We start from the raw sequence: 19,468 nt of genomic DNA on the forward strand, positions 1-19,468 counted from the left end.
GTTTTGATAATTATTGCTGCGCGGATATTCGATGCGGAACGAGCTCCTCACCCAGGTTTACGCTGGCCTGGCACAGTTTTCCAGTGCCAGCCGTTTGTATGAGTTAAAGCTGGAGTCGGAAGGAGAGTATGGTTCCGGCGGCTTGCTGGTGGAAGCCTTCCTGGCCGATGACGCCTTGCAGGAAGTTGGCGCGCGCGAGCTGATCGTGCTGTCCACCAGCGCCGGGGTCGCCCTGCAATCGCTGCTGGGCCGGCGCGCCGCCGTCCAGGCCAGCCTGGCCGATGGCAGCCGGACCAGCTTCCACGGCTATATCAGCGGCGCCGCCATGCTGGGCAGCGAAGGCGGCCTGGCGCGCTATCGCCTGCGCCTGACACCCTGGCTCTGGCTGGCGACCCAGCGCCGCAACAGCCGGGTATGGCAGGACAAGAGCGTGGCCGACATCGTCGATGCCGTCTTCGCCGACTATTCCCCGCACGCCAAATGGCGCTGGAGCGACGACGCACACACTGCCATGCAGGCGATCCCGCCGCGCAGCTATTGCTGCCAGTACCGCGAATCCGATTACGACTTCGTGCGCCGCCTGTTGACGGAGGAGGGTATCGGCTGGCGCTTCGAAGATGGCGACCAGGAGCAGACCATGCTGCTGTTCGCCGACAGCACGCTCAAGGAAGCCACGCCGGAGGACGCCAGCAGCGCCGCCGGCGGCGGCTTGCGCTACCACGCCGCGCGCGCTGGCGAGCAGCGCGACAGCATCCAGTCGCTGCGCGCTGCGCGCAGCCTGATCAGCGGCGCTGTCGCCGTGACCAGCTACGACTACAAGGCCAAGAAAGCGGTCAGCAAGAGCGTGCCGACGCGCCTGAACAACTTCGGCAAGCATGCCCAGTTGCCGGAAAGCTTCGATTATCCCGGCCAGTATTTTTACGCCGATGGCGGCGAGGCGGAGCGCTATGCCACGCTCCATATGCAGGCCCTGGAAGCCAATAGCCAGCTGTGGCAGGCCCGCTCCACGGTGCGCACGCTGCGCGCCGGCACCCGCTTCACCCTCACGCAGGGCCCGCTCGATAGCGCTGGCGGCAGCCAGCATATGGTGGCGCTGCGCGTGATCAGCGTCGGCGTCAACAACTTGCCGGTGGCGCTCAAGCAAGGACTGGCTGAATTATTCGGGCCTGTTCCGGAATTGCTGGAAGACCTGGGTGCGCCGCTGGCCGGCTTGCCGGAAGATTTCAGCGCTACGCTGGCGCAGGCGGCCGACAGCGGTTACGCCAACGGCTTCACGGCGCTGGACGCAGCCTTGCCATGGCGGCCCGTGCATGCCGGCGGCGAGGCCCGCCAGCATTGCAAGCCTACGGCCCTGGGCTCCCAGAGCGCAATCGTGGTGGGGGCCGATGGCAACGACCGGCCAAACGGCGCAGACGAAATTTACTGCGATAGCCTGGGGCGGGTGCGCATCCGCTTCCACTGGCAGGATCAAGCCGATGCCACGTGCTGGGTGCGCGTAGCCCAGCGCCTGGCCGGCGGCGGCATGGGCAGCCAGTTCCTGCCGCGCATTGGCCAGGAGGTGCTGGTGCAGTTCCTGGAAAACGACATTGACCGGCCACTGATCGTGGGCGCCCTGTACAACGGCCAGGGCGAAGGCGGCGTGCCGCACACGCCGGGCGGCGCCACGCGCGAGCAGGCCGCCGATGCCTTCGGGCAGGCGCATGACCATGCCGTCTCGGGCCAGGGTAACCTGGCGGGCGGCCATAGCCCGGCATGGCACGGCGCGGCCGGCGGCAGTCCGGGCCACCGCAACGCGGCGGCGCAGTGGGGCGTGCGCAGCAAGGAGTTCGGCGGCGAAGGCTATAACCAGCTGCTGTTCGACGACACCGACAACCAGGGCCGCGTCCAGCTGCGCAGCACCTTGGCCGCGACTGAATTGAACCTGGGGCACCTGGTGCATGGCACCGATAATTTCCGTGGCAGCCTGCGCGGCCAGGGCGCGGAATTGCGCAGCGATGCCTACGGTGCGGTGCGGGCCGGCGCCGGGTTGCTGGTCACCAGCTACCGGATCCAGCATGGCGCCGGGCAGCGCGATCCGGCCGGCGACAACACGGCCGGCATCGCAATGCTGAAGCAGGCGGTCAAGCTGGCAGAAACCTTCAGCGATGCGGCCGTCAAGCACCAGACGGTTGGCATGGCTGCGCACGTGGGGGCGCGCAAGGCCAAGGCCAGCGTGCTGGATGCGAAGGAAGCGCCGTTGCAGGCCTTGCTGACCACCGTTTCCGGCATGGTCGGCGAGCGCCATCTCGATGCGGCATTCAACGATGCCGGCGCGCGCAAGACGGCGCCGGGCGCAGGCCGCTTGCCGCATGTGAGCGCCGCGCTGGTGGCGATTTCGGCCAAGGATGGCCTGGCGCTGACCGCGGCCAGGGATGTGCAGCTGGCAGCGGGCGAAGTGGTGGTTGTCGCCAGCGGCCAGGACAGCCAGTTCGCCACCGGCGGCCAGCTGCGCGTGCACAGCGGGCAGGCGCTGGGCGTGCTGGGCGGGGCGGTCGGCCCGGGCGCGCAGGATGTCGGCGTGCAGCTGATCGCGGCGCGCGACCCGATCGACGTCCAGGCCCAGGCAGGCGCGCTGGGCGTGCAGGCGCACGGCATGGTCGACGTGAAGAGCGCGAACGCCCATATCGACTTTGCGTCCGCCAAAAGAATCAGCCTGTCCACCGTGGGCGGCGCCAACATCACCATCGATGGCGGCAATATCACCATCCAGTGCCCGGGCAAGATCACGGTCAACGCCGGGAAAAAAGCCTTTGTCGGGCCGGCCCGCAGCAATTACGCCATGGCGACCTTGCCGCGCTCCGAAATGAAGCTCAAGAAGAAGTATGCCTTTTCGTCTTAAAGTGTCCGGTTCCAGATGATTATCAGTCCCCCATTCCTGCCGACGCGCGCCAATAATGCAGAGGATGCCGCTTATGTGGCAGCGGCGATGCCGGCGGCGACCGTCAACTGTCCTGCCAGCAGCGTTCCTGAAGGCAGTTTTCCCGTCAGCCTGAACCTGGGCTGGCACGGCGGGGTGCACCTGCACGCGCCGGCCCAAGCCGGCACCGCGCTGCCGCTGTGCGCCATTGCCGACGGCGAGATCGTGTATGCGCGACGGCCGACCGCGCAGGTGGCCGAGCCCACCCACGCGCTCAATTACAACCCGTATGGCGAGGCGGCGGCGTGGACCGACGACGGCATGGTCATCGTGCGGCACCGCACCGAGACCGGCGCCGGCGCCAATGCCGAGGATATCGAGTTCTATTCCGTCTTTGCGCATTTGTCCGCATTGCGCGGCAACGCACTGGTGGTGGCCGGCGGCAATGCCACTGCCGCGCAGCGGCGCATCTTCCGCAAGGATGAAATCGGCGTGGCAGGGCGCATTTACAACGCCGCCGATCACCTGCATATGGAGATTGTGTGCGATGACGCCAACCTCAACAAACTGGTCGGACGCCGCACCGGCACGTTGCCGCTGACCGCCGATGGGCGGGCCGACGCCGTGTACGGCGAGGTGTATTTCCACGTGCCGGCCGGGGCCGCCCTGTATGGCGGCAACCAGCCAGCTGGCCATACCCAGACGCCGGCCAGTGCCGCCATCGAAACCACCACGACTGACCTGATCATCGGCATGCGCTACGCCAGCGGCGACGGCGCCGCCGCACAGCGCGGCAGTGCCTGGATGACGACCTACCAGCTGGACGGAACGCGCATCGGCGCACCGCTGGAAGACGACGATGCCGACTACGATATGTATACGCGGGCGAACAACATCAGCGAGCACTATGTGGGGGGCCGCCCCGCGCCCAGCGCCGTCTATGAAATGCTGCGCTTTGGCCGGCTGCTGGCTGGCTCGGCCGAAACGCTGACGCCGGCGAATTGTCCGCACTGGCGCCGGGTCCAGGGCAACCAGCAAATCGGCTGGATCAATCTTGCGGCAGCCGGGATCCGGAAATTCAGCGATGCCGACTTCCCGCATTGGAAGGGCTGGCGCCTGGTGGACGACGACGCCGATGACGATAGCCGCTCGGAGTCAGCCATGCTGCGCGCGCTGATCGAAGATGCCAGCAATGCCGATGGCCAGTTGACGCGCGAAGAAATGGTCACGCGCATGGGTATCCCGGCGGTGCGGGACGCGCTGGCCAAATGCATCTGCAGATTTCCCAGCGAGTGGAACCGCGACAGTATCGATGCGCGTTGGGGCTGGCTGCAGTCGGATCCGGAGTATGGCCTGGATGCCGAGTCCTGGACCCGCCTGCGCAGCCATATTTCGGCCTTGACGGTGCCGGCTGCCGAATTGCCGGCGCCCTTGGTCGCAGCGCATTGGCATTTCCATCCGCAGCAGTTCATCACCCACTTCCGCAAATGCCATTGGCTTAGCGCGCGCGAGTTCAAGCAACTGGTGCCGCGCCATGCCATGCGGCGCCACCAGGGCCAGTATTTGTGGGAGGAGATTCTCACCAACCTGACGGCTGCGACGTCGGCGGCGGTCACCCAGCGGGTAGGCTTGAACCGGACCGCCCGCAAATTTGGCATCAATTCGCCGCTGAGGCTGGCTTCTTTCCTGGGCAACGGCATCCAGGAAACCCAGTGGCTGGGGCGCCTGTCGGAAGGTGGCGGCTCGGGATATTGGTACGCCCCCTGGTACGGCCGGGGCTTCCTGCAGCTGACCCACTCCAGTAATTATCTCGATTATTGGGCCTTCCGTGGCAGGCAGGTGCCGGCGGCCTTGAGCCAAGCCATGCGCGCTGCGCTCACCGTGCAAATGGATTTGCCGACGGCCCAGCGCAGCAGCGCGACCCTGGCTGATGCGAATTTCCCCCAGTTGACGCCGCAGATTCGGGGTTGGCGCGAGGAGGTGCGCGGGGTGGCCATGGCCGGTTCGACCGATTCGGGCTATGCGCCCTCCGATAGCGCCGGCTTTTACTGGGCGAAGTTGCGCATGGCATCGTATGCCGACGCCGACCACGTACTTGAGCGGCGCGCCATTACGGCAGGCGAGGCAACCCGCGTGTATTACCGCAGCCCCAGCTTCTGGCGCGCATCGGCGGCGGTCAACTTGCCAAGCCGCATCAACGACCTGTATGCAGCGGCCTTGAATGGCTACGATGCGCGTTGTGTGGCCTATGCCTGCTCGTTGGCCGTGTTGTCGGAGGTACGTTTCCCCAATGCCGCAGGGGCAGCCACATTTGCCTTCCCAGAAGGTTATGAATACAGGAGAAATTGAATGAAGTGCAAACCGTATTTGTTGGGCTTGTTGTTGCTGTGTGGATGCGCCGCAGCGGAGCCCGCACCCGATTCGCCGGCAATGCAGGAAGTGACAGTGCCAAACCAGATGCCGAAAGAAGCTGCTTGCGTTGCCAAGCTGCCCCCGGCAAAGTTCGCGTGTACCGCCAATGGCTGTTCCATGCCGGCACCCGCGAAAAGCTCGCTGAAATCAATCGAGCTGACATTCAGCTGCATTTCCAAATCGTCTCCGAACGAGTTCGACAAGCCGGTAGAAGACATGAAGGTGCTGTCGCTGCGGGCGCGTAACGCCCGCGGTAATCTGGGCCTGATCGACGAAATTGACGGCGAACCGGAGGAGTTGATGCGGGAACTGAGTTTTTGCCTTTACGGCAAAACAGCCAATTTTTGCGGCTTCTCGAAAATCCTGCGCTTGAAAGATGGCGCCAAAGCAGACCCCACCAAAGCCATCAAGGCCTTCATCGAAGGCATCGAGTTACGCTGAGACCAGGGCCCGCGCGCGGCCTTCACCGTTCCGGCCGGGTCGCGCTGACCCGCTCGCCTGGCGGCGCTGGCCGCCAGTTGGCATACTTGCGGTCAATCGCTGCCGAAGTACCGTCTTTCACCATGTCGGCCATGGCCGCCGCCATCGCGGCGACCTGCGCATCCGGCACCGCCTTGTTGCAGGCCAGGTAAGCGCGTGAAGTGCGGAAGGTGAGCAGCGGCACGATCTTGCCGAGCAAGCCTTCCTGCGCCAGCACTCCGTTGGCCAGCTGGTGGCTGGTCACCCACAGGTCGATGCGCCCGCCAAGCAATTTGCGCGGGTTGGAAAAATTATCCGTTGCCGTATCCACCGTAAAGCCGCGCGCTACGAGGTATTGGGCGCGCACATCGCCGTTGTAGCCGCCGATGCGCAAGTGCCTGGCATCGTCCAGCGTCGCCAGCTGGAAGGGAGGATGGGCCAGGCCGTACAGCGTCCAGTCCACCTCGCGCAGCGGCCCCACCCATTTGAACAGCGCTTCCCGTTCCGGCGTGCGTGAGGTGGAAAACACACAGGAATCGGGCGTGCGCAGCGCCAGTTCGTAGGCGCGGCGCCAGGCCATGATCTCGATGGTGTAGCCGATGCCGGCGCGTGCCATGATTTCTTTCACCTTGTCCGGCGAGATGCCGACAATCTTTTCACCTTCGCGCATGATGTCGGGCGGCGTGTACTCGGTAAACAGCTGAAGCGAGCCCGCCGACGCCGCCAAAGGCAGCGCCAGGATGGTGGCGGCAAGGTGCTGCTTGGGAGCCATAGTCCGCCAATCATGTGCGCCTTGGCGGGCGAAGTCAATCAAAGTGAAGGGCCTTACTTGTGTCCTCGAATAATTGCTGGTACAACATTACTAGTAGCGCAAATCCAACAATTAATCAGCAACTGGAGAACCACATGAAACGACGCGCCCTCATCACCGCAATGGCATGCCTGCCGCTGTTCGGCGCCGGCCTCGCGCAGGCTCAGAGCTACCCAACCAAGACGATCACCATGATCGTGCCGTTCGCCGCCGGCGGACCGACCGACACCGTGGCGCGCCTGCTGGCGCAGTCCATGGGTACCAAGCTGAAACAGCAGATCATCGTGGAAAACGTCGGCGGCGCCGGCGGCACCATTGGCGCCGCGCGCGCCGCCAAGGCCACGCCCGACGGCTACACCATCTTCCTGCACCACATCGGCCATTCCACCGCACCAGCCCTGTACCGCAAGCTGAGCTACAACGCCATCGACAGCTTCGAGCCGATCGGCCTGGTGACCGACGTGCCGATGACCGTGGTGGCGCGCAAGGATTTCCCGGCCAAGGACTTCAAGGAAATGCTGACCTATATTAAGGCCAACAAGGCCAAGGTCACCTACGCCAATGCCGGCCTGGGTTCGGCGTCCCACCTGTGCGGCATGCTGTTCATGACCGCCATCCAGACCGACCTGACCACCGTGCCATATAAAGGCACCGGCCCGGCCATGAACGACCTGCTGGGCGGCCAGGTGGACTTCATGTGCGACCAGACCACCAATACCACCAGCCAGATCAAGAGTGGCAAGATCAAGGTCTACGGCGTGACCACCAAGACCCGCGTGCCGTCGATGCCGGATGTGCCGACCCTGAACGAGGCCGGCCTGCCGGGCTTTGAAGTGGCAGTGTGGCACGGCATGTACGCACCGAAAGGCACGCCGAAACCTGTGATCGACACCCTGGTCGGCGCGCTGCAGGTGGCGCTGAAAGATCCGGCCGTCAAGCAGCGCTTTGCCGACCTGGGCACCGAACCGGTGGATGCCAAGCGCGCCACGCCGGAAGCCCTGCGCACCCACCTGAAGGCCGATATCGACCGTTGGGGCCCGATCATCGGCAAAGCCGGTGTTTACGCTGACTAAGCGCCGCTCAAGGAGTCTGTGATGTCTTCCGCAATCCGTCACCCGAGAGATTTCTGGATCGGGGTGATATTTATCGCTGTCGGGCTGGGCGCCGTGTTCACGCGCGGCGACCTGGCCATGGGCACATCGTTGCGCATGGGGCCGGCCTTCTTCCCGGTCGTGCTGGGCGTCCTGCTGGCTGTGATCGGGGCAGCGGGCGTGCTGCGCTCCTTCTTCCGTCACGGCGCGCCGATGGAAAAGCTGCACCTCAAGCCGCTGGCCCTGGTCACGCTCGCTGTGGTGCTGTTCGGCATCCTGATGCGCGGCGCCGGCCTGGTGCCGGCCGCCATGGTGCTGGTGCTGGTAAGTGCGTATGCCAGCCCCAAGTTCCGCTGGAAAGAGGCGGCGCTGCTGGCCATTGGCCTGGCGGGGTTCGCCTATGCGCTGTTCATTAAACTGTTGGGATTGCCGATACCTGCGCTCGGCCCCTGGCTCGGTTTCTAGGGAGCTGGCATGGAAATTTTAAGCAACCTGGGTTTGGGCTTTGAAACCGCCTTCACCCTGACCAACCTGATGTACTGCCTGATGGGCGTGTTCATCGGCACCGCGGTCGGTGTGCTGCCGGGCCTGGGCCCGATCGCCACCATCGCCATGCTGCTGCCGGCCACCTTCGGCCTGCCGCCGGTGGCGGCGCTGATCATGCTGGCCGGTATTTATTACGGCGCCCAGTATGGCGGTTCCACCACGGCCATCCTGGTCAACCTGCCGGGGGAGTCATCCTCGGTGGTGACCGCCATCGACGGCTACCAGATGGCGCGCAACGGCCACGCCGGCAAGGCGCTGGCGACGGCCGCCATTGGCTCCTTCTTTGCCGGCACGGTGGCCACCGTGGTGGTGGCATGTTTCGCGCCGCCGCTGGCCGACCTGGCGCTGAAGTTCGGCCCGGCCGACTACTTCTCGCTGATGGTGCTGGGCCTGGTGGCCGCCGTGGTGCTGGCCAGCGGTTCCTTGCTCAACGCGATCGGCATGGTGGTCATGGGCCTGCTGCTGGGCATGATCGGCACCGACGTCAATTCCGGGCAGCAGCGCTACACCTACGATGTGCCGGAGCTGGCGGAAGGGATTTCCTTCGTGATCGTGGCGATGGGCATGTTCGGCATCGGCGAGATCGTGCGCAACCTGGAGCATAGCGAAGAGCGCCACATCCTGATGAAGAAGGTATCGGGGCTGATGCTGAACAAGGAAGACTTCAAGCGCATCCTGGCGCCGGTCTTGCGCGGCACCTTGCTCGGGTCGACGCTCGGCATCCTGCCCGGCGGCGGCGCCATGCTGGCTTCCTTCGCCTCCTACTCGATCGAGAAGAAGGTGTCGCCGAATGCCAAGGAGTTCGGCAAGGGCGCCATCGAAGGGGTGGCGGCGCCGGAGTCGGCCAACAACGCCGGCGCCCAGACTTCCTTCATCCCGATGCTGACGCTGGGCATCCCGTCCAACCCGGTGATGGCCCTGATGATCGGCGCCATGATCATCCAGGGCATCACGCCGGGACCGGCGGTGATGACGGAGAAGCCGGACTTGTTCTGGGGCCTGATCGTGTCGATGTGGTTCGGCAACCTGTTCCTGGTGGTGCTGAACCTGCCGATGATCGGCCTGTGGGTCAAGATGATCACCGTGCCTTACCATCGCCTGTTCCCGGCCATCCTGATGTTCTGCGCGATCGGCGTGTTCAGCCTGAACAACTCGCAGTTCGATGTCTGGCTGATGGCGTTGTTCGGGGTGTTCGGCTACATCTGCGCCAAGCTCGATGCCGAGCCGGCGCCGATGCTGCTCGGCTTCATCATCGGACCGATGCTGGAAGAGTACCTGCGGCGCGCCATGACGCTGTCGCACGGCGATCCGATGGTATTCGTCAACCGCCCGATCAGTGCCACCCTGCTGGCGCTGGCGGCCCTGGCGCTGGCGGTGGTGCTGTCGCCAGCCTTGCGCAAGAAGCGGGAAGAAGCATTCCACGAGGAATGAGCGACGGCGCTGCGGCCGTGGCCGTCTGGTCAAGGTTGCAGTGCCAGCCGTCGGCGCCATGAACTAGTCGGTTACACGCTGCAAGGCCAACCGGCTGCCGCGGCGGCCTTGATCGAAGCGGCATGGCGCATGCCGGACCTGGATGCCAGCTTGCCAAGTTGTGTCCAAGCCGGATAGCTTTCGTTGTGGCCCCGCAACGAAGCTATGCCCTTTATTTAACTGCTTAAAGCGCAGGCAGGGGCGGGTGACAAAGGGTGAGATTCCTGGCGGGGGTGCTGTCTATACTGAAGATTCTCAGTGGCAACACCCCCCCTTCAGGAGCTCACCCAAAATGAACAGCCCAGCCATCCAGCAAAGCCAGCTACAAGAAGTCGAACTGCAGGCCATCAACGCCGCCCTCAATCGCGTCCAGGCAGTCATCGAATTCCAGCTCGATGGCACCATCCTGCACGCCAACGACAACTTCCTGAGCGCGGTCGGCTACACGCTGGACGAAGTCCAGGGCCACCATCATTCGATGTTTTGCGACGCGGCTTTTGCGGCCAGCGAAGCTTATAAACAATTCTGGGAACGCCTGCGCGGCGGCCACTTCGAGCACGGCGAATACAAGCGCTGCGGCAAAGGCGGGCGCGAGATCTGGATCAACGCTTCCTACAACCCGGTGTTCGATGCCGACGGCAAGCCTTATAAAGTAATCAAGTTCGCCACCGACATCACCGCCAACAAGCTGCGCAACGCGGAGTACGAGGGCAAGGTCAGCGCGATGGACAAGGCGCAGGCCGTGATCGAGTTCGACATGGGCGGCCATGTGCTGACCGCCAACGGCAACTTCCTCGATGCGATGGGCTACACGCTGGACGACATCAAGGGCGAACACCACCGCATGTTCTGCGAGACCGAATACGCGTCCAGCGTCGACTACAAACGCTTCTGGCAAAAACTGAACCGCGGGGAATTCGACGGCGGCCGCTACAAACGGGTCGGCAATGGCGGCAAGGCGATCTGGATCCAGGCCACCTACAACCCGATCCTGGACATGAACGGCACGCCTTTCAAAATCGTCAAGTTCGCCTGCGACATCACCGAGCAGGTGCTGATGGAGCAGGGCATCAAGGACAAGGCAGCCAGCGACGCGGCCAAGATCGAGCGCCTGCTCGATGCAGTGGCGCGCGCGGCCAAAGGCGACCTGACGGCCGAAGTGCCGTTGGCCGGCGATGAACCGCTCGACCAGCTGGGCGCCGGCATCGGCAAGATGATGGGCGACTTGCGCGGCGTGATCGGGCAGGTGGTGATGTCGGCCACCGCCTTCGCCGACGACGCCGAGGAGATCGCCAACCGCGCCGGCGTGGTGGCCGGCGGCTCGCAGGAGCTGGGCGCCACGGTGGAGGAAATGAATGCCACGGTGGACGGCCTGACCCGTTCCATCGATGCGATTGCCACCAGCACCGGCCATGCCAATGAGCTGGCCAAGTCGACGCAAGACGAGGCCGAGGCGGGCGCCAAGGCGGTGGCGCGCTCGATCGAGGCGATGGACCTGATCAATCGTTCTTCGGAAGACATCGGCGAGATCGTGAAGGTAATCAGCGATATTGCCAACCAGACCAATATGCTGGCCTTCAATGCCGCCATCGAAGCTGCGCGCGCCGGCGAACACGGCCTCGGCTTCTCGGTGGTGGCGGACGAGGTGCGCAAGCTGGCCGAGCGGTCTTCGCAGGCGACCAAGGAGATCTCCAAGCTGATCAGCGAGTCGGTCAAGCGGGTGAATACCGGCACCGCCATCTCGCACCAGGCCAGCGAAGCCTTCGATCGCATCGTGAAGGGCGTCGGCAAGACCAGCGAGGCGATTGCCGAGATCTCGCACGAGGCCAGGGAGCAGCTGTTGTCGGCGCGCGAGGTCAGCGTGGCCATCAACCATATCGCCGAAGCGGCCGAGCAGTCCGCCGGCAGCTGCGACAGCATAGCCTCGTCGACTTCCAGCCTGAATTCGCGCGCCGGGGAATTGAACAAGCTGGTCGCCGGCTTCGTGGTGTAAGCCATGGAAGCCTTGCGTGTGGTGTCGGCGTCGCCGCAGGCGGACGCCGCGGCAACGGTCGAACTGTTCGGCTCCTTCATGCTGGGCGGGGACGAGTTCGCGCTGCCTGCCCTGAGCATCCGGGAGGTGGTCAACTTCCCTGAACGCATGACCAGCGTGCCGCTCGCTCCCTCTTATCTGGAAGGCATGTTCACGCTGCGCGGCAGTGTGATTCCGGTGGTGAACCTGGGGCGCCTGTTCGATCCGGCGGCGCCGGCGGCGCAAGCGTCGAACAAGATCGCCATCATCGACTACCTGGAAGCGCAGGTCGGTTTGCTGGTTCACGCAACCGGCGAAATCCTGCGCGTGCGGCCTGAACAACGCAGCCGGTTGCGTTATGCGGAGGGTTCGACACAAGGGGTAGTGGCCGGCACCATTTTGCTGGAGGAGGGCAGGCGCCTGGTCCAGGTGCTCGACATCGAGCGCCTGGTGCGTATCGAGAACGTGCCGCAGGTGCAATCGATGCGCGCCAGCGGTGCCGAAACGCGGCGTCAGTTGCGCGTGGTCGGCGAGCGCCGCCACGCGATCAGCTTCCGCGCTGCCGGCGCCCGCTTTGCGATGGAAATGAAGGCGATCCAGGAAATCATCCGCGTGCCCGAGCTGGCCGAATCGATCCTGGCCAGCCCCCTGTGCCGCGGTCGCATACAGTTCCGCGGCATGCAGGTGCCGGTGGTGGACTTTGCGGCGCTGGCAGGCGGCCAGCCGGCACAAGCCAGTGCCGAACAGCGCATCCTGGTGGCGCACATCGGCGAGGCGACGCTCGGTTTCCTGGTCGACGAAGTGGAAAGCATCCTGCATTTCACCAGTGATGAAGTACTGGCGATCCCTTTGCTGAGCAAAGAGCGCAGTGCCATGTTCGCTGGCTGCGTGGCGCGAGCCGGAGAGGAGGACGTGATCCTGCTGGACCACGAAGGCATCTTCTCGCGCAGCGAGATGGGCCAGATGGACCTGGGGCACCGGCAGCTGTATCCGGCCCAGGGTGGGGCATCCACAGCAGCCGGTCAGCGCGCCGGCCGCCAGGTCTACCTGAGCTTCCGGGTCGGCGAACTGTTCGCGCTGGAGTTGAAGCAGGTGCGCGAGATCATCGACCACGCCGGCGATATCAGCCATCCGCCCGGCATGCCGGACTACCTGTGCGGGGTGCTGAACCTGCGCCAACAGCTCATCAGTCTGGTCGACTTGCGCCGCCTGTACGGCATGGCGGCGGGCGAGGGCGCGGGCAAGGTGCTGGTCATCGAGCGCGACGAAGGGCGCTACGGCCTGGTGGTCGATGCGGTTGCCGACATCGTCACTGTCGGTGACGGCAAGCGTTTCGCCGCGCCCTCGCTGGTCAAGGTCTCGGCGACAGCGCAAGGCCTGTCGGCTGAATCGAACGAAGTGGTGGAGCTGCCGCAAACAGATGGAAGCACGCACAGCACCTGTTTGCTCGATCTTGAACGCGTGATGAAGCGAATTTTGCATGTCGCGTAATCGCGACGAAAAAAAAATTTCAAACGCATCCTTCAGCCGCCCCGGTCTCGCGCCCAAACGCGAACCGGGGCGCTTCACTTTTTATACAGCCTTTACCTAAAGGCGTTATGCGAAGGTTGTTGGCGACGCGATGCGCGATCGATGTGCGTGAGCGGCTCGTGAAGCGCACTTCAATGTGCGCGAACTCGCAGATCGACGCAAAAAAAGAAGAAGAAAATCATTCGTGCTGGTTGCGCATCGACAAGCTTTCGTGTACTTTGCGAACTTGAAATCGCGTGAATTTGCAAGCACTGTTTTTTGAGTGTGTTGTTACCGCAAAAATCGAAGAATAATGGGAACCAAAAACGCATAGGTATGCTTAAAGACCACACGACGACAGCGAAGCCGCTCACCTGATCTCTCGATCAGGCCGGGCGGTTTTTTCTTTGAACGCTGGTCGTATCACGTGGCCCGACGAGGGGTCGAGGAGCTGAATTCACGCCCCACCCGCGCAATCGTCGCGACAAAGAATTTGAGTCCTGCGCTGCCGAGCACCGGCGTAGGAATCGATGGCTGAAGCGCTGCACTTGTGAGGAGGTGCAGCAGTTCAGCCGGGTGCCGAATTCATTAGCGCAAACCGCAACCGTGTTTGTGCCGATGAATAATTCGCCTGGTCCAGCGCAGGGCCGGACGGGTTTTAAATTTGTGCGTGAATTTTTCCCATCCCAGATGAAGGAGAACTAAAAATGGCAACCGCCGCTAAGAAGAAACCAGCAGCCGCTAAAGCAGCTGCTCCAGCAAAGAAAGCTGCCGCTAAGCCGGCCGCTAAAGCCGCAGCGAAACCAGCTGCTAAACCAGCTGCAAAGAAAGCCGCTGCCAAGCCAGCTGCTAAACCAGCCGCTAAGAAAGCTGCCGCTAAGCCAGCAGCAAAACCAGCAGTGAAAAAAGCAGCAGCAAAACCAGCTGTGAAGAAAGCCGCTGCCAAGCCAGCAGCAAAACCAGCAGCTAAGAAAGCAGCAGCCAAGCCAGCAGCGAAGAAGACCGTCGCCAAGGCAGCAGCTAAGCCAGCAGCTAAAAAAGTAGCCGCTAAACCAGCAGCTAAAAAAGCCGTCGCTAAAAAAGCCGCAGCTAAGCCAGTAGCCAAGAAAGCCGCAGCTAAGCCTGCAGCCAAGAAAGCTGCAGCGAAACCAGCAGCGAAAAAGACCGTAGCGAAAGCTGCCGCCAAGCCAGCCGCCAAGAAAGCCGCTGCCAAACCAGCTGCCAAGAAAGTTGCTGCTAAACCAGCCGCTAAGAAAGCCGCTGCTAAACCTGCTGCCAAGAAAGCTGCTGCTAAACCAGCCGCCAAGAAAGCCGCTGCCAAGCCTGCTGCCAAGAAGGCCGCTCCTAAAGCTGCTGCCAAGCCAGCCGCAAAAAAGCCAGCCGCTAAGAAAGCTGCTGCCAAGCCAGCTGCTAAAAAAGCCGCTCCTAAAGCCGCCGCAAAACCAGCTGCCAAGCCTGCAGCTAAAAAGGCCGCCCCAAAAAAAGCCTCGGCTAAGCCAGCAGCTAAGCCAGCTGTTGCGCCAGTAGCCGTAGCACCGGCTGCAGCTCCTGCTGCAAAACCAGCTGCCCCTAAAAAGGCCGCTACCAAGAAACCTGCTGCTCCTAAGAAGGAAGCTGTGAAGCCAGCTGCCGCTCCAGCACCTGCTGCTGCAGCCGCTCCAGCTCCAGCTGCCGCTCCGGCAGCTAAGACCGTGATCGCCCCGGCAGCCGCCTGGCCGTTCCCGACCAGCACCCGTCCTGCCTAAGCCCTTAAACGCTTAGTGCCGGATGGCGAAAACACCGCTGTGTGAGACAATCGCACAGCGGTTTTTTTATTTGGAGTGAACTCGTGTTTAGTATTCTTAAGCTGATCGTCGATGTCGCAGCCGGCCTGCTTGGCGGCGTTCTGTTGCTGCGATTCTGGATGCAGGCTATCCGCGTCCGCCCGCCTTCGTCGGTGGCACAGTTTACTTTTCAGTTATCGGATTGGCTGGTGCGCCCTCTGCGCCGCATCGTCCCCGGCATGGGGGGCTACGACTGGGCCAGCCTGATTGGCGCGTTCCTGATCGTGATCCTGGCGACCTCGGTGCTGTTCCTGGTTGGCGCGACGCCGGAGATCGTGCTGCTGGCGGCTTTGCAGCGCTTCCTGGAATGGGTCTTGTTTGGCTTTATGGCGCTGCTGATCATCGAAGCGATTTTCAGTTGGGTCAATCCGCATGCGCCGCTGGCGCCCTTCGTGCGCGCGCTGAACGACCCGCTGCTCAGGCCTATCCGCAAAGTGGTGCCACTGGTCGGCAACCTGGACTTGTCGCTGCTGGTGGCCTTGATCCTGCTGCAAATCTGCCAGATCCTGCTTGGCATGTTGTTCGGCCGATGAGCCGTTGCGGGTGCTCGCCGCGGCCGGAACCCGGTAAGGCGGGGTCTGACCCAAGGGTCAGACCCCAGTAATGCGACGGCCGCGGGTCCGGGTTGTACGCCTCTGACCTTCGACGAAGATCAACATCGCACAACCCAAACCCGCGGCCGTGAGACCGTACTGGGTCTGACCCTGCGGGTCAGACCCAGGTTTACCGGTTTTAGAAACGATAGCCGAACGCCGCTTCGAACTTGTCGGCGATTTCGGCAGGCGTGAACACATGGTTCTGCGCGCCTTTGGTCACAATCTTGATCGCACCCAGCAAGCTGGCCAGGCGGCCGGTCGATTCCCAGCCCAGGTCGTTGACCAGGCCAAACAGCAAGCCGGCGCGATACGCATCGCCGCAGCCGGTCGGGTCCAGGTCGAGCGAAGAATCCACCACCACGGCAGGAATATCAATCCGCTTGCCCTGGGTATAAATCTCCGAACCCTTTTCGCCGCGCGTCACGATCAGCGCTTCCAGCTTGGCAGCGATATCCGGAATGGTCAGGCCGGTGCGCGACATCAGCAGCTCGATCTCATAGTCATTGCAGGTGACATAAGCAGCCTTCTCAATGAAGCCAATCAGCTGTTCAGGAGTGAACATCGGCATCTGCTGGCCCGGGTCGAAGACGAACGGGATGCCCAGGCGTGCCAGGTCATCCGCGTGCTTCAGCATGCCCAAGTGGCCGTCCGGCGAAATGATCGCAATGCGGGCCGCGCCGGCTTTCTCGATCGGGTTCTCATGCGCAAACGACATGGCGCCTGGGTGGAAGGCGTTGATCTGGTTGTGGTCCGCATCGGCGGTGACGAAGCACTGCGCGTTGTAGGCATCCTTCTTGATCAGGATGTTGTCGGTCGAGATGCCGAGCTTCTGCAAGCGTTCCAGGTAGGCCGCGCAATCCTGGCCCAGCACACCGACGATGCGCGGGTCGCCGCCCAGCATCTTCAGCGAGTAGGCGATATTGCCGGAGCAGCCGCCAAACTCAGTGCGCATGGTCGGCACCAGGAACGATACGTTGACTTTGTGCAGCTGATCAGCCAGCAGGGTGTCGCCGAAGCGGCCTTCGTATTGCATGATGATGTCGATAGCCAGCGAGCCACAGACAAGCGCGGTTTTAGTCATAGTATTTTTAAGGGTAGAAAATGGCGATGTGATAGCCGGAAGCTTTGAGCTCTTTCAGCTCGAAATACAGTTTAATGTTTTGTTCACTGCGCGGGCCGAAGCCTTTTTCGGCCTCGGTCGACGACGGCAGGTATTCGATCGGGGCGAACACTCGGCGCAGCACCGGCTTGTCGGCGTTGTCGTTCAGGGTCAGTTCGACGTGCGGCCAGGCTTGCGGGGTCTTGGACTGGTTGCGAAGGACGGTGCTGAAGCTGAAGGTGTTTTCAGTCATGCTGGCCAGCTCGCCCGGTTCGACGCTGAGGGCATCAAGCTGGCTTGGCAGGGCGATCTTGCAACCGAGCGGTTGGCAGACTGCCGTCAGGGCCGGCTTCAGTTGTGGATAGTTGGCGGCCAGTGTATCGCGGAAGGTGGTGGCGGCTTGCAGCACCAGGCCGGCCAGCAGGATCGGGACGCCGACTGCCATCGTGATCGTGACGGCCCTGCCGTATCTCTGGCTGCGGTCGACGCGCTTGACGAAATTCAGGTCGGCGTGGTCGAGGTCTCCGCTTGCGGCGGCGGTTTCATCGACGCCGGCGATGGCGCGCATGCGGGCGGCGACCTGCTCGGCGCTGTTTTCCGGCTCGGGACCGTTTTCTTCGAGGGCGAAGACTTCGTGTTCGGCGACCGGGCCGCTGGTGTCGCGGCGCGATTTGGCGCGTTTCAGGGCGCGTTCACGGCGGGATTTGGCTGGCCGGTCGGCTGCTTCGTCGTCGGTGACGGAGGCGCCGTCATCCGGGGCGTCCGTGTTGACTGCGGCTACCGCGTGCAGGGCGGTTTCGTCGGGTTCGGACAGGCTCCATGGTTCGCCATCCGGCACCGGTGTTTGCTCTGCCGCCGTGTCGGTGCCAAACCAGGGTTCGGCATGCAGGGACGGTTCGCTGGTGCCGTCCACCTCGGCGTCGGCGGCCGGCAAATCCGGCGCGGGCAGCTCGTCGGACGACAGGTCTTCAAAGTGATGCGCGTCATCGAGCGCGGCGAGGACCAGATGCTCTTGTGGCGTGTCGAGCGAAGGCTCGATGCGACCGTCAGGGTGCGTATTATCGGCCGACCATTGGTCGATAGCATCCACCAGGGAGGCGCCGGCTGGTTCGCCGGTTTCGGCAGCTGCACTCGCTTCGTCGGCAGGCGGCTCTACCTGCTCGAGCAACGATGGGGCTTCGACAGGCTGTGCTGGCTCGGCTGGCGTTTCGTCGCGCGGCGGCGGCAGGTCTTCCGTCGGCAGCTCGCTTTCTTCGGCAACTTCCACAGGGTCGGCCGGGGCCTGGTCGAGCTGCGGCGGCGCTTCGAATGCGACGGCATGGTCCGCCGGGAGCGAGTCCTCGACGTCGATGTGCTGGAGCGCGGCGGGTATGTCGTCTTGCGGCGGCATTTCAGCCGCAGGGGTGGCGGCGCGGTCAAGCGGCGCCGGCGCTTCGATTGCTAGCGCACTTTCCGAGGGCAGCGAGGCCTCTACGGCGTTGCCCTGAGGTTCGGCGGGCGCTGCGTCTGGCACAGGCGTCGCTTCAGCGGCTGCGGCAACTGCGTGGCTAACTTGCGGTGGCACGTCGAATGCTGGTGCCTCTTCCGGCGCGACCTTGCTCTCGTCGGCCGCATGCGCAGGTTCGGCGGGCGCTTCGGCTCGAGGCGGCGGCAGGTCGGCGGTAGGGCGGGTTGCCGGGGTTGCCGTGGCTGCCGGAACGGGCGGCGGCGTGAAAACGGTTCGCGGTGCCGGGGTGGCCGGTGGCGGGGCAGCAGTTGTGGTTCCGGTAGCGGCCGAAAAGGTGGCGTCAGGCGAAAACACGTCCAAATGCTGGGCCGAGCCGGTGGCCGGCGCTGCTTTTGCAAACGACGGGGTGGCTGGCGGCGGAGGTACCAGTGGTGGCGACGGTTCTGCGGTGGCTGAGAAGACGGCGTCTGGCGCCACCAGGTCGGCCAGCGACGACAGGCCGGCAGGCGACTTGGCCCGTGCCGGCGACTGCATGGCATGTGGTTCGGGCACCAGCGGAGGCGATGGTTCGGCGGCAGCAGTGAAAGCTGCGTCGGGCGAAACGACGTCGATCAGCGAGCGCGTGGCCGGCGAAGATGTTGTGCGAGCTGGCGCCGCGGCAGCGACAGGCGCTGGCGCCTGCTCGGCAGCGCGTTGCGGCAGCTGGGCTTGCGCCGGTGCGGCGGCTTGCGATGGGGCGGCAGCCTGCGACGGTTCGGCCGCTGGCGTTGGCGTTGGCGCCGGGACGGCGCGTGGCTGTTCGGCGGTTGGCAACGGCAAGCCGGCTGGCGACACCGATGCTGGCGTCGACGGGGCGTCATGCGTGGTCACGGCGGCGAATGCGCGGGCCACGGCGGCCAGGGCGATGTCGTCCGGTGTGGGCGCATGCGGCTGGGCAGCGGGTGCGGCGGCGCTGCGCCAGACAACTGGCGACGGAGCGGCAGGCGCTGGCTCGGCCTCGGCCGGCGCGGCAGCAGGGGGCGGTACGGCAATTGGCTCGTCGCTGAAGTCGATCTCGAAGTCGACCGGCGCACCGTGCACATAGTCGGAGACTGCCGGCTTCGCAGGCGGCGGCTCAGCAACGATATCGGGAATAACAGGCGTCGGTTTGGGCGCGGGTTCGACCAAGGCTGCATTGCCGTCGAAAACCAGCGCGCAAGAGCCGCAACGGACAATGCCCCCGCGCAGTTTCAGTTGGTCAGCCGCGACCCTGAAGATCGTACTGCAATGGGGGCATTTAGTGGCGAGCGCCATCAGTC

The 19,468-nt window shown here is 63.9% G+C and carries 14 protein-coding genes and 1 pseudogene; 10 read left to right on the top strand and 5 right to left on the bottom strand.

What is annotated here, in order from left to right:
* Positions 1-31 precede the first annotated feature (31 nt).
* The 3 genes from ACQ4MM_RS15745 to ACQ4MM_RS15755 are packed head-to-tail and all read left to right on the top strand — an operon-like array spanning position 32 to position 5,749.
* Positions 32-2,878, top strand: a complete 2,847-nt coding sequence (locus ACQ4MM_RS15745) for a type VI secretion system Vgr family protein (protein WP_431478227.1) — start codon at positions 32-34, stop codon at positions 2,876-2,878.
* Between the two features lie 15 nt (positions 2,879-2,893).
* Complete coding sequence (locus ACQ4MM_RS15750; protein WP_431478228.1) at positions 2,894-5,245, top strand: hypothetical protein; 2,352 nt, start codon at positions 2,894-2,896, stop codon at positions 5,243-5,245.
* Positions 5,246-5,749, top strand: coding sequence for a hypothetical protein (locus tag ACQ4MM_RS15755; protein ID WP_431478229.1), 504 nt, complete (start codon positions 5,246-5,248; stop codon positions 5,747-5,749). It begins immediately after the preceding gene.
* Positions 5,750-5,771: 22 nt separating this feature from the next.
* Here ACQ4MM_RS15755 and ACQ4MM_RS15760 read toward each other — a convergent pair whose 3' ends face one another.
* Complete coding sequence (locus ACQ4MM_RS15760; protein WP_431478230.1) at positions 5,772-6,539, bottom strand: substrate-binding periplasmic protein; 768 nt, start codon at positions 6,537-6,539, stop codon at positions 5,772-5,774.
* A 134-nt stretch (positions 6,540-6,673) separates the two neighbouring features.
* Between ACQ4MM_RS15760 and ACQ4MM_RS15765 the strand changes: the two genes are divergently transcribed.
* The 5 genes from ACQ4MM_RS15765 (at position 6,674) to ACQ4MM_RS15785 (ending at position 13,187) form a co-directional block, all read left to right on the top strand.
* The gene (locus ACQ4MM_RS15765; protein WP_431478231.1) at positions 6,674-7,651 is read left to right on the top strand and encodes a tripartite tricarboxylate transporter substrate binding protein BugD; all 978 of its coding nucleotides are present in this window, start codon (positions 6,674-6,676) and stop codon (positions 7,649-7,651) included.
* A gap of 21 nt (positions 7,652-7,672) precedes the next feature.
* Complete coding sequence (locus ACQ4MM_RS15770) at positions 7,673-8,134, top strand: tripartite tricarboxylate transporter TctB family protein (protein WP_431478232.1); 462 nt, start codon at positions 7,673-7,675, stop codon at positions 8,132-8,134.
* Between the two features lie 9 nt (positions 8,135-8,143).
* On the top strand, positions 8,144-9,646 hold the full coding sequence (locus ACQ4MM_RS15775) for a tripartite tricarboxylate transporter permease (protein ID WP_431478233.1): 1,503 nt from the start codon (positions 8,144-8,146) through the stop codon (positions 9,644-9,646).
* Positions 9,647-9,977: 331 nt separating this feature from the next.
* Positions 9,978-11,678, top strand: coding sequence for a methyl-accepting chemotaxis protein (locus ACQ4MM_RS15780; RefSeq protein WP_431478234.1), 1,701 nt, complete (start codon positions 9,978-9,980; stop codon positions 11,676-11,678).
* 3 nt (positions 11,679-11,681) lie between these two features.
* Positions 11,682-13,187, top strand: a complete 1,506-nt coding sequence (locus ACQ4MM_RS15785; protein ID WP_431478235.1) for a chemotaxis protein CheW — start codon at positions 11,682-11,684, stop codon at positions 13,185-13,187.
* Between the two features lie 676 nt (positions 13,188-13,863).
* Here ACQ4MM_RS15785 and ACQ4MM_RS15790 read toward each other — a convergent pair.
* Positions 13,864-14,793, bottom strand: a complete 930-nt coding sequence (locus ACQ4MM_RS15790; RefSeq protein WP_431478236.1) for a hypothetical protein — start codon at positions 14,791-14,793, stop codon at positions 13,864-13,866.
* Positions 14,794-14,821: 28 nt separating this feature from the next.
* On the opposite strand from ACQ4MM_RS15790, the gene ACQ4MM_RS15795 reads away from it, so the two are divergent.
* Both ACQ4MM_RS15795 and ACQ4MM_RS15800 read left to right on the top strand, forming a co-directional pair.
* Complete coding sequence (locus tag ACQ4MM_RS15795) at positions 14,822-14,950, top strand: hypothetical protein (protein ID WP_255357324.1); 129 nt, start codon at positions 14,822-14,824, stop codon at positions 14,948-14,950.
* An 83-nt stretch (positions 14,951-15,033) separates the two neighbouring features.
* The gene (locus ACQ4MM_RS15800; protein ID WP_255372299.1) at positions 15,034-15,561 is read left to right on the top strand and encodes a YggT family protein; all 528 of its coding nucleotides are present in this window, start codon (positions 15,034-15,036) and stop codon (positions 15,559-15,561) included.
* A 199-nt stretch (positions 15,562-15,760) separates the two neighbouring features.
* On the opposite strand, the gene ACQ4MM_RS15805 is transcribed toward ACQ4MM_RS15800, so the two are convergent.
* From ACQ4MM_RS15805 to ACQ4MM_RS15815, 3 genes and pseudogenes are all read right to left on the bottom strand, one after another.
* Positions 15,761-16,705, bottom strand: coding sequence for a carbohydrate kinase family protein (locus tag ACQ4MM_RS15805; protein ID WP_431478237.1), 945 nt, complete (start codon positions 16,703-16,705; stop codon positions 15,761-15,763).
* Positions 16,706-16,712: 7 nt separating this feature from the next.
* A complete protein-coding gene (locus ACQ4MM_RS15810; protein WP_431478460.1) occupies positions 16,713-19,337 on the bottom strand; it encodes a DUF3426 domain-containing protein in 2,625 nt (874 codons plus the stop codon).
* A gap of 24 nt (positions 19,338-19,361) precedes the next feature.
* A pseudogene (locus tag ACQ4MM_RS15815) lies at positions 19,362-19,463 on the bottom strand (MJ0042-type zinc finger domain-containing protein); the annotation flags it as partial.
* Positions 19,464-19,468 lie beyond the last annotated feature (5 nt).

It is taken from the genome of Massilia eburnea (assembly GCF_050709955.1).
Lineage (GTDB): Bacteria > Pseudomonadota > Gammaproteobacteria > Burkholderiales > Burkholderiaceae_D > Rugamonas > Rugamonas eburnea_A.